This window comes from Amycolatopsis dendrobii (genome assembly GCF_014145675.1).
Lineage (GTDB): Bacteria > Actinomycetota > Actinomycetes > Mycobacteriales > Pseudonocardiaceae > Amycolatopsis > Amycolatopsis dendrobii.
In genome coordinates, this window is record NZ_JACGZW010000032.1 from 1 (window position 1) to 15778 (window position 15778).

A 15778-nucleotide genomic window follows, 5' to 3' on the forward strand; every position below is an offset into this window, starting at 1 on the left:
CTTCGTGGAAGTCAGCCCGCATCCCGTGGTGACCGTGGGCCTGCAAGAGACGATCGACGACACCGACCTGACCGCCGCGGCCCTGGGCACTTTGCGCCGGGATGAAGGCGGCCTGGACCGGTTCATCACGTCCCTCGGCGAGGTGTTCGCCCACGGCGGCACCGTCGACTGGGAGGCATTCTTCGCCGGAACTGGTGCCCGCACCACCGATCTGCCCACCTATGCCTTCCAGCACCAGCGCTACTGGCTGGAGCCGTCGCCCGCGACGGACCCGGAACACACGGAGTTCTGGCAGGCCGTCGAACGCCACGACCTCGACGCCCTCACCACTGCGCTCGCCGCCGACGCGGAGACGCAATCCTCCCTGGGTGCGGTGCTGCCGGTGCTGTCGTCCTGGCATCAGCACCGCAAACAGAAGTCCGTTGTGGACAATTGGCGTTACCGCGTGACCTGGAAGCCGCTCGCCGACAGCACTTCGCATCCGCTGACCGGCACCTGGCTGGCTGTCCTTCCCGAGAACCACGGCGAATGGACCGCCCAGCTGCTGCGGGGCCTTGCCGCACAGGGCGCACAGATCCGCCAGGTCGTGGTGCCTCATGCCGGACAGGACCGTGCCACGATCGCCGAGCGGCTGCGCGCGGCGGCTGACGAGCCGGTAGCCGGGGTGCTTTCGTTGCTGGCGTTGGACGAACGGCCGCATCCGGACGGGCCGTCGGTGCCCAGCGGATTGGCCGCGACGGTGGCGCTCGTCCAAGCGCTGGGCGACGCCGGGCTCGGTGCGCGGATGTGGTCGGTGACCAGCGGTGCCGTGGCGGCTGGGACGGAGGTCCTCCCGTATCCGGCGCAGGCGCAGGTCTGGGGGCTGGGACCGGTGGCGCGGCAGGAACATCCGGACCGCTGGGCGGGCGTGGTCGATGTGCCGGAGTCCTTCGACGACCAGGTCCTCATCAGGCTGTGCGGCGTCCTCGGAACCGACGAGGCCGAGGTGGCGGTGCGGTCGGACGGGGCGTTCGCCCGGCGGCTGGTTCGCGCTGAGCGGGCTGCGCCGACCACGGGAGCGGGCTGGGCGCCTGCCGGAACCGTGCTGGTCACCGGCGGTACCGGAGCACTCGGCGCGCACGTCGCCAGGTGGCTCGCGAACAAGCAGGCCGAGCACCTGTTGCTGACCAGCCGCCGGGGCATGGCCGCGCCGGGTGCGGCCGAGCTGGTGGACGAACTGACCGCGACCGGGACGAAAGTGACCGTTGTCGCGTGCGACCTCGCGGATCGGGAAGCCTTGGCCGGACTGCTGGCACAGATCCCGGCCGAATACCCGCTCACCACGGTCATGCACGCGGCCGCGGTCCTGGACGACAGCGTGCTCGACGCGCTCACCGTCGACCAGATGGACCGGGTCCAGCGGATCAAGGCGGAAGCGGCGCTGAGCCTGCACGAACTCACCAAGGGGCTCGACCTGTCCGCGTTCGTGCTGTTCTCCTCGGCGGCCGGCCTGATGGGCAGCGCGGGGCAGGGCAACTACGCACCCGGCAACTCCTTCCTGGACGCGCTCGCCCAGCACCGGCGCGCCAACGGCCTTGCCGCCACCTCCGTCGCCTGGGGGCACTGGGCGGGCGGCGGCATCGGCGAGGGCGCGGTAGAGGAAGGCTTGCGACGCACCGGTGTGCTCTCCATGGCGCCCAGCCTGGCGATCAAGGCGCTGCAGCAGGCACTCGACGACAACGAGACTTTCCTCGCCGTCGCGGACATCGCCTGGGACCGCGTCGTGGCGGCAGCGGCCGGAACGCCGCTCAGCCCGATGCTGCGCGACCTCCCGGAGCTTCGGCAGGCATCGGAGACCGCGAAGCCGGACAGCGCGCTGGAGCGGCTCGCGGATGTCGCGGAGGACGACCGCGAGCGAGTGGTGCTCGACCTGGTGCGGTCGGCGGTATCCGGAGTGCTCGGGTACGCGTCCGCCGCCGACGTCGAGCCCCGGCGCGCGTTCCAGGAACTCGGTTTCGACTCGCTCACCGCGGTGGCGCTGCGGAACCGGTTGACGGCCGCGGTCGGCGCGAAACTGCCGACCACTCTCGTGTTCGACTATCCGACCCCGGCCGCGCTCGCCAAGCACATCCTGGCGGAGCTCTTCGACGGCGAGGACGGCGCGGCCGGCGACCGGATGCTGCGCGAACTCGACCGGCTGGACGGTCTCTTCGCCGCGACCGACTTCGAGGACGGGGCGCGGGCGGACGTCGCGGCGCGGTTGAAGAGCCTGCTCGCCAAGTGGAATCCGGCGAACGGCGAGGTTCTGGCCGCTCCGGTCGAGTCCGCGACCGACGACGAGATCTTCAGCTTCATCGACAAGCAGTTCGGAAAGTCGTGACCAGCGAGCGGGAGGTGTGCTGATGTCGAACGAGGAAAAGCTTCGGGAGTACCTCAAGTTCGTGACCGCCGAACTGCAGGACAAGAGCGAACGGCTGCGCGAGGTCGAGGAGAAGGCAAGGGAACCGATCGCCATCATCGGGATGTCCTGCCGGTTCCCCGGCGGCGTGAGCTCGCCGGACGACCTGTGGGACCTGGTTTCCACCGGCACGGACGCGATTTCCGGCTTTCCCGCCGACCGGGGCTGGAACCTTCCGGAGCTGTACGACCCCGATCCCGACCATCCGGGCACGAGCCACGTGCGCTCGGGCGGGTTCATCGCCGGGGCGACCGAATTCGACCCGGTCTTCTTCGGCATTTCGCCGCGCGAAGCGCAGGCGATGGACCCGCAGCAGCGGCTGGTGCTGGAAACGGCCTGGGAGGCGTTCGAACAGGCCGGAATCGACCCGGAGTCGTTGCGCGGCAGCGCCACCGGAGTTTTCGCGGGCAGCAGCGGACAGGACTATCTGGGGTTGCTCGCGAACACCGCGGAAGGCGCGGAGGGACACGCTGGCACCGGGAACGTGTCGAGCGTGCTGTCGGGCCGGGTGTCGTATGTGTTCGGCTTCGAGGGCCCCGCGGTCACCGTCGACACGGCCTGCTCGTCGTCGTTGGTGGCCTTGCATCTCGCCGTGCAGTCCCTGCGGTCGGGGGAGTGCTCGCTGGCACTGGCGGGCGGCGTGATGGTGATGTCCACGCCGGGCATTTTCGTGGAGTTTTCCCGGCAGCGCGCGATTTCGCCGGACGGCCGGTGCAAATCGTTCGCCGAGACCGCGGACGGCGCGGGCTTCTCCGAAGGCGTCGGGCTCCTGCTGGTGGAGCGGCTGTCGGATGCCCAGCGCAATGGGCACCGGGTGCTCGCCGTGGTGCGTGGTTCCGCGGTGAACCAGGACGGTGCGTCGAATGGCCTGACGGCGCCGAACGGTCCCTCGCAGCAGCGGGTGATCCGGGCGGCTCTGGCCAACGCCGGGCTCGGATCGTCCGATGTGGACACAGTCGAGGCGCACGGCACCGGCACGACGCTGGGCGATCCGATCGAGGCACAGGCGTTGCTCGCCACGTACGGTCAGGGCCGGGCCGAGGGGCGGCCGCTGTGGCTGGGCTCGATCAAATCGAACATCGGGCACAGCCAAGCCGCTGCGGGCGTCGCCGGCGTGATCAAGATGGTTCTCGCGATCCGGCACGGGGTGCTGCCGAAGAGCCTGCACATTGACGAGCCGTCGTCGCATGTGGACTGGTCGGCGGGCGCGGTGGAGCTGCTCGCTGAGTCCAGGGAGTGGCCGGAGTCGGGCCGGCCGCGCCGGGCCGGGGTTTCGTCGTTCGGGATCAGCGGAACCAACGCGCACGTGATTGTCGAGCAGGCTCCGGAAGAGCCCGCCGAGGCTCCCGTCCGCGAGCTGGACGTGGTGCCGTGGGTGCTGTCGGGCAAGAGCGAAGCGGCGGTGCGGGACCAGGCCCGTCGGCTGGCGGCTCGGCTGCCGGACGGGGCGAGCCTGACCGAGGTGGCGTTTTCGCTGGCAACCACCCGTGCCGCGCTGGATTGCCGAGCCGCGGTGACCGGACGTGACCGGTCCGAGTTGCTGCGCGGTCTCCACGCGGTGGCCGACGGTGCTTCCCCGGTAGCGGCCTCCGGCGGCCCGGGCGGGGTGGTCTTTGTTTTCCCTGGACAGGGTTCGCAGTGGGCGGGGATGGCGCTGAGCCTGCTGGAGTCGAGTCCGGTGTTCGCGGCGCGCCTCGCGGAGTGTGCGGCGGCGTTGGAGTCCTTTGTGGACTGGCCGCTGCCGGATGTCCTCGGGGACGCGTCTGCTCTGGAGCGGCTCGACGTGGTCCAGCCGGTGTTGTGGGCTGTCATGGTGTCGCTGGCCGAGGTCTGGAAATCCCGCGGCGTAAAGCCTGCGGCCGTGGTGGGGCACAGCCAGGGCGAGATCGCCGCGGCGGTGGTCGCCGGTGGGTTGTCGCTTCAGGACGGTGCCCGAGTAGTTGCGTTGCGCAGCAAGGCGTTGACGGTCTTGTCCGGCAAGGGCGGGATGGTCTCCGTCGCCGAACGGGTGGAGAAGGTGCGCGAGCGGCTTGGCCCAAGGATCTCCGTCGCGGCCGTGAACGGTCCGGGCTCGGTCGTGGTCTCCGGTGATCCCGATGCGCTGGACGAGCTGATCGCCGGGTGCGAGCGAGACGGCGTCCGGGCGCGGAAGGTTCCGGTGGACTACGCCTCGCATTCCGCGCACGTCGAGCAGATCGAGGCGGAGTTGCTCGAGGTGCTGGCCCCGGTGTCGCCGGTGTCCGGGCAGGTGCCGTTCTACTCGGCGGTGACCGGCGCAGTGCTCGACACCGCGGACATGGACGCGGAGTACTGGTACCGCAACCTCCGCAACACCGTCGAATTCGAAAAAGCCACCCGCACGATGCTGGCCGAGGGCTACCAGGTGTTCGTGGAGGTCAGCCCGCATCCGGTGCTCGTTCCCGGATTGCAGGAGACCCTCGACGACACCGCCGCGGCGGCGATCGGGACCCTGCGCCGCGACGAAGGCGGCCTGGACCGGTTCACGGCCTCCCTCGGCGAGGTCTTCGCCCACGGCGGCGCGGTCGATTGGGACGTCTTTTTCGCCGGAACCAATGCCCGCCCAACCGATCTGCCCACCTACGCCTTCCAGCGCCAGCGTTACTGGCTGGACCCGGTCGCACCGCGCGGAGACGTGCGGAGTCTCGGTCTCGTCGCCACCGGCCACCCGTTGCTGGCCGCGACGGTCGGACTGGCCGATTCCGACGGCGCCCTCTTCACCGGCAGGCTGTCCCTGGAGGCGCAGCCGTGGCTCGCCGACCACCTCGTGCTGGGTTCGGTGCTGTTCCCCGGCACCGGGTTCGTCGAACTCGCGCTGCACGCGGGCGAACAGGTCGGCTGCGACCTGCTGGAGGAACTGACGCTGGAAGCGCCGCTGGTGCTCCCGGCGTCCGGCGGTGTTCAGGTCCAGGTGGTGGCCGGCAGCCCGGACGACTCCGGCACCCGCCCGCTGGCCGTCTACACGCGGCCCGACGACGACACGCCGGACCAGCCGTGGACCCGGCACGCGAGCGGGATGCTCGGCACCCGGCGGCAGGCGCCGTCGTTCGACCTCGCCGCCTGGCCGCCGCCGGAAGCCGTGCCGGTGGAGATCGGGGACGCCTACGAGCGGCTGTCCGGGTTCGGGCTCGACTACGGCCCGGTCTTCCAGGGGCTGACCGGCGTTTGGCGGCGTGGCGCCGAGATCTTCGCCGAGGTCGCGTTGAACGACGACGCGGCGGCCGACGAGTTCGGCATCCATCCGGCGTTGCTCGACGCCGCCTTGCACGCGATCGCGATGGACGCCTCGGCCGGTCCGGGCGAAAGCAGGCTGCCGTTCAGCTGGACGGGCGTTTCGCTGTTCGCCTCGGGTGCCTCGACGCTGCGAGTGCGGCTCGCGCCTGCCGGTTCCGGCGGGGTCTCCGTGGAATTCGCCGATGCGGCGGGCGTTCCGGTCGGCGTGGTCGGCGAGCTGGTCACGCGTCCGGTATCGGCGGACCAGCTGCGGACCGCGGAGGGTTCGCTGCTGCGGCTGACCTGGACCGAAATCCCGGCCCCGGCAGCGGACACCACCTGCGCGATAGTCGGCCCGGCCGGTACGCAGTTCCCGCGCTACGACGACTTCGCGGCGTTGGCCCGCCAAGAGGAACTGCCGGACGTCGTGCTCGTCGAGTGCGCGGACGAGCGGGATGACGTCCGGGCGACCGTCGGCGCCGCGCTGGCCGCGATCCAGTCGTGGCTGTCCGAGGAACGGCTCGCGGACACTCGGCTCGCACTGGTGACCCGGGGTGCGGTCGACGGCAGCGACCTGGCCGGTGCCGCGGTGTGGGGACTGGTGCGATCGGCGCAGTCCGAGCATCCCGGACGCCTCGTGCTGGTGGACGTCGACGGTCTGGCCTCGTACGACCAGCTGCCCGGCGCGCTCGCGCTGGACGAACCGCAGCTGGCGATCAGCGACGGCGCGGTGCGCGTGCCCCGGCTGGAACGAGAACCGTCCACTGTGGAGTACCCGGCGACCGGTGGCACGGTCTTGCTCACCGGCGGCACGGGAACGCTGGGCGGGATCGTCGCGCGGCATCTGGTGACCGAGCACGGCGTCCGGAAGCTGGTGCTGCTCAGCCGTCGAGGAATGGACGCGCCGGGAGCCCCGGAACTGGTCGAGCAGCTGCGCGAACTGGGGGCTGAAGTCGCCGTCGTCGCGTGCGACGCGGCCGACCGGGAGGCGCTGGCAGCTGTCCTCGCCGAGCATCCGCTGACCGGTGTCGTGCATGCCGCGGGCGTACTCGACGACGGAGTGGTCGCGTCGCTGACGCCAGAACGACTCGAGACTGTGCTGCGCCCGAAGGCGGACGCGGCCCGGAACCTGGACGAGCTGACTCGCGATCACGACCTGAGCATGTTCGTGCTGTTCTCCTCGGCCGCCGGTCTCCTCGGCAGCGCGGGGCAGGGCAACTACGCCGCGGCCAACGCTTTCCTCGACGCACTCGCCCAGCGCCGCCGCGCGGAGGGCCTCCCTGCCGTGTCGCTGGCCTGGGGGCTGTGGGAGCAGTCCAGCGAACTCACCGGCAGCCTGGACAAATCCGACGTCGGCCGGATGAACCGCTCCGGGATGACAGCGCTGTCGGCCGAAGCCGGTCTGGCCTTGTTCGACGCGGCGATCGGCTCCGAGGCGGCCGTGCTGGCCCCGGTCCGGCTGGACCTGGCTGCCCTGCGGACGGCCGCTGCGGTTCCGCCGCTGTTTCGCGGGCTGGTCCGGACGCCCGCCCGGCGCGCGGGCCGGGCAGGTTCCGCGGACGGACTGCGCCAGCGGCTGGCCGGCGTGGGCGAGGCCGAGCGGGAACGGGTGCTGCTCGAAGTGGTTCGCACGCACGTGGCGGGGGTGCTTGGCTTCAGCGCGCCCGGCGCCATCGGGGCCTCGCGGGCGTTCACCGATCTCGGCTTCGACTCGCTGACCGCGCTGGAACTGCGCAACCGGCTCAACGCCGCCACCGGGCTCCGGCTGCCTGCCACGCTGGTGTTCGACCATCCGACGCCCGCCGCTTTGGCCCGGCAGTTGCAGACCCAGCTCGTCGGATCCGAAGCTCCCGCCACCGTCGCGCCGGTGGCGAAGCCCGCCGACGAACCCATCGCGATCGTGGGCATGGCGTGCCGTTTCCCCGGCGGCGTGGCCTCGCCTGAGGACCTGTGGCAGCTGGTCGCAGGCGGAACCGACGCGATCTCCGCACTCCCGGACGACCGGAACTGGGACCTGGACGGGCTGTACGACTTCGCGGCCGCGCCCGGGCACGAGGGCGTCAGCCGGGCCCGAGAGGGCGGTTTCCTTTACGACGCGGCCGATTTCGACGCCGACTTCTTCGCCATCTCCCCGCGTGAGGCGCTGGCGATGGATCCGCAGCAGCGGCTGCTCCTGGAAACCGCCTGGGAAGCCTTGGAGCGCGCGGGAATCGATCCGCACGCCTTGCGCGGCAGCGCGACCGGGGTGTTCGCGGGCGTGATGTACCACGACTACGGCATGCGTTCCAGTTCGGTTCCGGACGGAGTCGAGGCGTACCTCGGGAACGGCAACGCCGGGAGCGTCGCCTCGGGTCGGGTGTCGTACGTGTTCGGCTTCGAGGGCCCAGCGGTCACCGTGGACACAGCGTGTTCGTCCTCGCTCGTCGCGTTGCATCTCGCCGCGCAATCGCTGCGGTCGGGCGAATGCTCGCTGGCGCTGGCAGGCGGCGTGACCGTGCTGTCCAATCCCGGCATCTTCACCGAGTTCTCCCGGCAGCGCGGACTGGCCGGGGACGGGCGGTGCAAGCCGTTCTCGGCGGCCGCCGACGGCACCGGCTGGGGCGAGGGCGTCGGGCTGGTCCTGGTGGAACGGCTGTCGGACGCCCAGCGGAACGGGCATCAGGTGCTCGCGCTGCTGCGGGGTTCCGCGGTGAACCAGGACGGGGCGTCCAACGGGCTGACCGCGCCGAACGGGCCTTCGCAGCAACGCGTCATCCGACAGGCGCTGGCCAGCTCCGGGCTGGCGGCCGGCGAGGTCGACGCGGTGGAGGCGCACGGCACCGGGACCTCGCTCGGCGACCCGATCGAAGCGCAGGCCCTGCTGGCCGCGTACGGGCAGGACCGGCCCGCTGACCGTCCGTTGTGGATCGGCTCGGTCAAGTCCAACATCGGGCACACCCAGGCCGCCGCCGGGGTCGCGGGCGTGATCAAGATGGTGCAGGCCATGCGCTACGGCCAGCTGCCGAAGAGCTTGCACCTCGACGAACCGTCTCCGCACGTCGACTGGTCCGCCGGAGCGGTCGAGGTGCTGTCCGAAGCGCAGCCGTGGCCGGAAACCACGCATCCGCGCCGAGCCGGGGTGTCCTCGTTCGGCGCCAGCGGCACGAACGCCCACGTGATTCTCGAACAGGCTCCCGAAGCGGCCGACGCGACCGAACCGGCTGGCGAGCAGCCTGCGTCGCTGCCGTGGGTGCTGTCGGCGAAGAACGAGAAAGCCTTGCGGCAGCAGGCCTGGACACTGGGCGAATGGGTGCGGGCCGACGAACACCGGACGGCGGCGGACGTGGCGTATTCCCTTGCCACCACGAGGGCCTCGCTGGAATGCCGGGCGGCCGTGGTGGCTGGAAGCCGGGACGAACTGTTGCGCGGACTGGCCGCGGTGGCCGAGGGCGAGCAGCTCGCGGGCGTGGTGGTGAACACCGCCGCGGAATCCGGCGACGTGGTGTTCGTGTTCCCTGGCCAGGGTTCGCAGTGGGCGGGGATGGCGCTGGGCCTGCTGGAGTCGAGTCCGGTGTTCGCGGAGCGTCTCGCGGAGTGTGCGGCGGCGTTGGCGTCCTTTGTGGACTGGTCACTGCTGGACGTGCTTCGCGGTGTCGCGGGCGCACCCCCACTGGACCGGGTCGACGTAGTTCAGCCCGCGTTGTGGGCGGTGATGGTGTCGCTGGCCGAGGTCTGGCGGGCACACGGCGTTCAGCCGGCCGCCGTGGTCGGTCACTCGCAGGGCGAGATCGCCGCGGCGTGTGTCGCCGGGGCGTTGTCTCTGGAGGACGGTGCCCGGGTTTCCGCACTGCGCAGCCGCGCGCTGCTCGCGCTGGCAGGCCACGGCGAGATGGTGTCCGTGGTCGCGTCCGCGGACTGGGTGCGCGAACGAAGCGAGCCGTTCGGCGACCGGATCTCGCTGGCCGCGGTGAACGGTCCGGGCACGGTCGTGGTTTCCGGGGAACCGGCGGCGTTGGCCGAGCTGATCACGGTGTGCGAAGCCGAGGGCGTACGCGCTCGCCGGGTACCGGTCGACTACGCCTCCCATTCGCCGCACGTCGAGCAGATCGAGGACGAACTCCGGAAGGTCCTGGCTCCGATCAGCCCGCGACCGGCGGAGATCCCGTTCTGCTCGACGCTGACCGGCGAACCGGTCGACACCACCGCTCTCGACGCTGACTACTGGTACCGGAACCTGCGCCACACGGTGCGTTTCGAGGACGCGACCCGACGGCTGCTGGCCGACGGCCACCGCGTGTTCGTCGAGATCAGCGCGCATCCGGTGTTGCTGACCGGACTGCAGGAAACCATCGAGGACACCGGCGAAGCCGCGGCGGCGATCGGAACGCTGCGCCGCGACGACGGCGGATTCGACCGATTCCTGCTCTCGCTGGCCGAGGCGCACACTCACGGCGCCGCGGTGGACTGGACGTCCTTCTTCGCCGGCACCGGAGCCCGCCGGACGGAGCTGCCGACCTACGCCTTCCAGCGGCAGCGGTACTGGCTGGACGCGCTCGCCCCGGCGGGCGACGCCCGCGGCCTCGGCCTGACCTCGGCCGAACATCCGCTGCTGGGCGCGGCGGTCGGGCTGCCGGAGTCGGACGGGGTGCTGTTCACCGGCAGGCTTTCGCTCGAAACGCAGCCGTGGCTGGCCGACCACTCCGCACTGGGTTCGGTCCTGTTCCCGGGCGTCGGACTGGTGGAGTTCGCGCTGGAAGCAGGCCGCCAGGCCGGCTGCGACGTCCTGGCCGAACTCGTCCTGGAGACTCCGCTGCTGCTGCCCGAACGCGGCGGGGTGCAGGTCCAGGTCGCGGTGGGCGGCGCGGACGATTCCGGGCACCGGACGGTGAACATCTACTCGCGGCCGGAGTCCGAAGACCTGTCCGGAGCCTGGGTGCGGCGCGCGACCGGCGTGTTGTCCGCCGCGGCCGAATCGCCGTCCGCCGAACTGGGTTCGTGGCCGCCGGCCGGAGCCGAGGCGATCCCGGTCGGCGAGGTCTACGACCGGATGGCGGCGCTGGGTCTGCACTACGGGCCTGCGTTCCAAGGGCTTTCCGCGGTCTGGCGGCACGGCGACGAGATCTGGGCCGAGGCGCGATTGCCCGAGGGCGTGGACGCGGGATCGTTCGCGGTGCATCCGGCGTTGCTGGACGCGGCGCTGCACGGGGTCGTGGCCGGCGATTTCGTGCCCGACGACGACACGGCGGGTCAGCCCCGGCTGCCGTTCTCCTGGTCCGGGGTTTCGTTGCACGCCACCGGGGTTTCCGCCCTGCGCGCCCGGTTGTCGCCGACTGAGTCGGGCGGCGTGGCGGTGTCCCTGGCCGACTCCGACGGGAAGCTGGTCGCGGTGGTCGAGTCGCTGGTGACCCGGCCCGTCCCGGCCGGGCAGTTCGCCGCTGAGCGGCCCGCGGGCGACTCGCTGTTCCGGCTCGCCTGGATCCAGCAGCCGGTCGCCGGCGCCAAGCCTGCCCGATGGGCGGTGCTCGGCGAACCGTCCGCGCTGGCTGACCTCGACGTCGACCGCTATTCCGATCTGACTGAGCTGGCGAAGGACGACCCGCCCGAGCTGGTGTTCGCGGAGTGCGCGTCCGGCCGGACGGCGCGGGAGGCAGCGAATTCCGCGCTGACCGTTGTCCAGTCCTGGCTCGCGGAGGAACGGTTCGCGGATTCCCGGCTGGTCCTGCTCACCCGGGGAGCGGTCGACGGCGAGGACCTGGCCGCCGCCGCGGTCTGGGGCCTGGTGCGGTCCGCACAGTCGGAGCACCCGGGCCGGTTCGTGCTGGTGGACCTCGACGGCGCCCCGGCGTCCCGCGAACGGCTGCCGGGCGCGCTGGCGCTGGACGAGCCGCAGCTCGCGATCCGCGACGGCGTGGTCCGGGCGCCGAGGCTCGAGAAGCGCGAACCGGCTGCCGGGCAGCCCCCGGTCCTGGCCGGCACGGTCCTGATCACCGGCGGCACGGGCCTGCTCGGCGGATTCGTCGCGCGGCATCTGGCCTCCGTGCACAATGTGCGCCATCTCGTGCTGCTCAGCCGTCGCGGACTCGCCGCGCCGGGAGCGACCGAGCTGGTCGCCGAACTGACCGAACTGGGTGCCGAGGCGACCGTCGTCGCGTGCGATGCGGCCGACCGGGACGCCCTCGCGGCGGTGCTCGACCAGATCCCGGCAGAGCACCCGCTGACCGCGGTGGTGCACACCGCAGGCGTGCTCGACGACGGCGTGGTCGAATCCCTGTCCCCGCAGCGACTCGACGCCGTGTTCCGCCCCAAGGCCGACGCGGCGCTGAACCTGCACGACCTCACCCGGGATCTCGACCTCGACGCGTTCGTCCTGTTCTCGTCGGCAGCCGGGCTCCTCGGCGGTCCCGGCCAAGCCAACTACGCGGCGGCGAACGCCTTCGTCGACGCACTCGCCCGGCAACGGCGCTCGCGGGGACTTCCCGCGGTGGCCTTGGAATGGGGACTGTGGACGGACACGAGCGAATTGACGGCGGGCATCGACAAGGCCGACCGGAGCCGGATGACGCGCGCCGGGGTCGTCGGCCTGTCCGCGGCGGAGGGCCTGGCGTTGTTCGACGCGGCACTCGCCGGGGACGACGCGGTGCTGGCCCCGATGCGCCTGGACCTGGGCTCGGTGAGTGAGGTGCCGGTGCTGTTCCGCGGCCTCGTGCGCACGCGCGGCCGGGACACGGCGAAGGCGGGCGATTCGGTCGACGCATTGCGCAAGCGCCTGGCCGAGGCCGCGGAGGTGGATCGGGAGCGGGTGCTTCTCGAACTCGTGCGCAAGCACGTGGCCGGGGTGCTCGGCTTCGCCGCGCCGGACGCCGTCGGGCCCGCGCGGGCGTTCACCGAACTCGGATTCGACTCGCTGACCGCACTCGAACTGCGCAATCGGTTGAACATCGCCACCGGACTGCGCTTTTCCGCGACGCTCGTCTTCGACTACCCGACCCCGGCCGCGCTGGCCAAGCACCTGCGCGCCGAATTCGAGGACGCGGCGGCGGGCCAGGCCGCCGGACTGGCCGAACTGGCCCGGCTGGAGGAGGCGCTGGCCGGGACCAGCCCGGACCCGGCCGTGGTGAAACGGCTGGAAGCGCTGCTGGCGAAGGGGAAACGGACAGTGCCCGCCGTCGAGAAGGAGCTCGACCAGGCGAGCGACGAGGAGATCTTCGGCCTCATCGACGAGGAACTCGGACTGTCCTGAATGGACGAAGCGGCGTATCCGCAAGGGAGGACTTCATCATGCGCGTTCTGTTCGTGACGTCGCCCGGCGTGGGACACACGTTCCCCACCGTGCCGACCGCGTGGGCGTTCCAGCTGGCCGGGCACGAGGTCCTGCTGGCGACCGGGCACTACCAGGGGTACGACGAGACCCCGGCCAAAGCAGGCCTGCGCGTCGTCGACGCCGCGCCCGACCTCGACTTCACCGGGGTGTTCGGCAAGGTGCTGCGCGATTCCGCCGACCTGGTGCCCAACCTCCAGGACCCCTCGGTGGCCGCGGAGTTCTCCATCCGGCTGTTCGCCGAATGCAGCAAAGCACTGGTGCACGGCACCATGAAACTGGCGCAGAAGTGGCGGCCGGACCTGGTCGTGCACACCCCGATGGACGGCGCGGGCCCGCTGGTGGCCGCGAAGCTCGGCATCCCGTCGGTGCTGCACGGGATCAACTTCGGCATGCCGATCGACATGAGCCGGTCGGTGTACGAGCGGATGGGCCAGGAATTCGAGCGCTTCGGCGTGCCCCCCGGTTCCCCGTCGGCCTCGATCGACGTGGCGCCGCCGAGCATGCGCTCCAGCTACTCCCACGGCTGGCCGATGCGGTTCCTGCCGTACAACGGCGGCGCGCTGATGCCGGAATGGCTGTACACGCCGCCGAAGAAACCGCGGGTCACGGTCACCCTCGGCTCGGTCATCCCGCAGATGCTCGGCAGCGGCGCGCTGCGCCAGTTCGTCGAGGGCGCGGGGGAGATCGACGCCGAGTTCGTCCTCACGATCGGCAGCGTCAACCCGAGCGAACTGCGCGGGCTGCCCAAGAACATCCGGCTCGTCAAGTGGGTGCCGCTGAACGCGCTGCTGGCCACCTCGGACGCGGTGATCCACCACGGCGGCGCGGGCACCACGCTGACGGTGATCGACGCGGGACTGCCGCAGATCGTGCTGCCGCAGAGCGACGACCAGTTCCTCAACGCGGGCGCGGTGAACAAACGCGGCCTCGGCACAGTGGTGCGCCCCGGCGAACTCGACGCGGGGCAGGTGCGGGAACTGCTGGCCGACACCGCGATGCGCGCCGCCGCCGAGGAGGTCGCGGCCGAGGTGCGCGCCTTGCCCGCGGCCACCGAGGTGGTCCCGAAAATCGTCGCGCTGGCCGGATGATCCGGGCCACCGCACTCCTTGAGGCTTGAGCGCCCCGCGCTCGACCACGACTTCGACGGGAAGATGGGCATGGCGGACGAGGGCAAGCTCCGGGAGTACCTGAAGCTGGTGACGACCGAGCTGCGGCAGACGCGCAAGCGGCTTCAGGAGGCCGAGGAACCGGAACCCGTCGCGATCGTCTCGATGGGCTGCCGCTTTCCGGGCGGGGTCGCGTCCCCGGAGGACTTCTGGGAGCTGGTCGGCAACGGCGCCGACGCGATTTCCGGGTATCCGGACGACCGCGGCTGGAGCGTCGAGCGGCCCGAATCGGGTCCCGAGTACGCCGACGCCGGCGGCTTTCTCTACGACGGGCTCGAGTTCGACGCCGGGTTCTTCGGGATCAGCCCGCGCGAGGCGCTCGCGATGGATCCGCAGCAGCGGCTGTTGCTGGAGTCGTCGTGGGAGGCCATCGAACGCGCCGGGATCGACCCGCGGTCGTTGCGGGGCAGCGCGACCGGGGTGTTCGCGGGCGTGATGTACCACGAGTACGGCTCCCGATCGACCGCCGTTCCCGAAGGCGTCGAGGCCTATCTGGGCAACGGCAGCGCGGGGAGCGTCGTCTCGGGCCGGGTGTCGTACGTGTTCGGGTTCGAGGGTCCCGCCGTGACGGTGGACACGGCTTGTTCCTCGTCATTGGTGGCGTTGCATCTCGCGGTGCAGTCTTTGCGGTCCGGGGAAAGCTCGCTCGCGCTGGCCGGCGGGGTGACGATGATGGCCACCCCGGCGATCTTCGTCGACTTTGCCCGGCAGGGCGGACTCGCCCCGAACGGCCGGTGCAAGCCGTTCGCCGAGGCGGCCGACGGTTCCGGTTTCTCCGAGGGGCTGGGCGTGCTGCTGCTGGAGCGGTTGTCGGACGCTCGGCGCAATGGGCATCCGGTGCTGGCGGTGGTGCGGGGTTCCGCGGTGAATCAGGATGGTGCCTCGAATGGGCTGACGGCGCCGAATGGTCCGTCGCAGCAGCGGGTGATCCGGGCGGCGCTGGCGAATGCCGGGCTGGAACCGTCCGAGGTGGACGCGGTGGAGGCGCACGGCACCGGGACGACTTTGGGCGATCCGATCGAGGCGCAGGCTCTTCTGGCGACCTATGGGAAGGACCGCGAACAGCCGCTGTGGCTGGGCTCGGTCAAATCCAACATCGGGCACACCCAAGCGGCCGCGGGTGTGGCCGGGGTGATGAAGATGGTGCTGGCGATGCGGCACGGGATTTTGCCGAAGAGCCTGCACATTGATGCGCCTTCGTCGCATGTGGACTGGTCAGCGGGTGCGGTCGAGTTGCTGGCGGAGGCCCGGGAGTGGCCGGAGACGGACCGCCCGCGCCGGGCCGGGGTGTCGTCGTTCGGGATCAGCGGCACCAACGCGCACGTGATCGTGGAGCAAGCACCGGACGAGCCGATCGCGGCGGAGGAACCGAGCCGCGCGCTGGACGTACTGCCGTGGGTGTTCTCGGCGGAGAGCGCCGAAGCGCTGCGCGAACAGGCCCGGTCGCTGGGCGCGCGGGTGCGGGCCGCCGCCGGGCTGGCCGCGCTGGACGTGGCGTATTCGCTGGCGACCGCCCGGGCCGGGCTGACGCGCCGGATCGCGGTGGCGGGCCGCGATCGGGACGAATTGCTGCGCGGAGCGGACGCGGTGGCCGACGGCGAGTTGCCGCCGGCTTCGGCGGTGGGCTCCGGGGATGTGGTGTTC

Annotated in this window: 4 protein-coding genes; all 4 read left to right on the forward strand. The window is 71.4% G+C overall.

Going from position 1 to position 15778, the window contains the following annotated elements:
• Nucleotides 1-2359, forward strand: a 2359-nt coding sequence (locus H4281_RS44795; protein WP_182896918.1) for a beta-ketoacyl reductase, incomplete at its 5' end; no start/stop codon positions are given.
• A gap of 16 nt (nt 2360-2375) precedes the next feature.
• Nucleotides 2376-12887 (forward strand): SDR family NAD(P)-dependent oxidoreductase, encoded by a 10512-nt coding sequence (locus tag H4281_RS44800; RefSeq protein ID WP_446680401.1) that lies wholly within the window; start codon nt 2376-2378, stop codon nt 12885-12887.
• 38 nt (nt 12888-12925) lie between these two features.
• On the forward strand, nt 12926-14056 hold the full coding sequence (locus tag H4281_RS44805) for a glycosyltransferase (RefSeq protein ID WP_182896920.1): 1131 nt from the start codon (nt 12926-12928) through the stop codon (nt 14054-14056).
• Nucleotides 14057-14125: 69 nt separating this feature from the next.
• Nucleotides 14126-15778, forward strand: a 1653-nt coding sequence (locus tag H4281_RS44810) for a type I polyketide synthase (RefSeq protein WP_182896921.1), incomplete at its 3' end; no start/stop codon positions are given.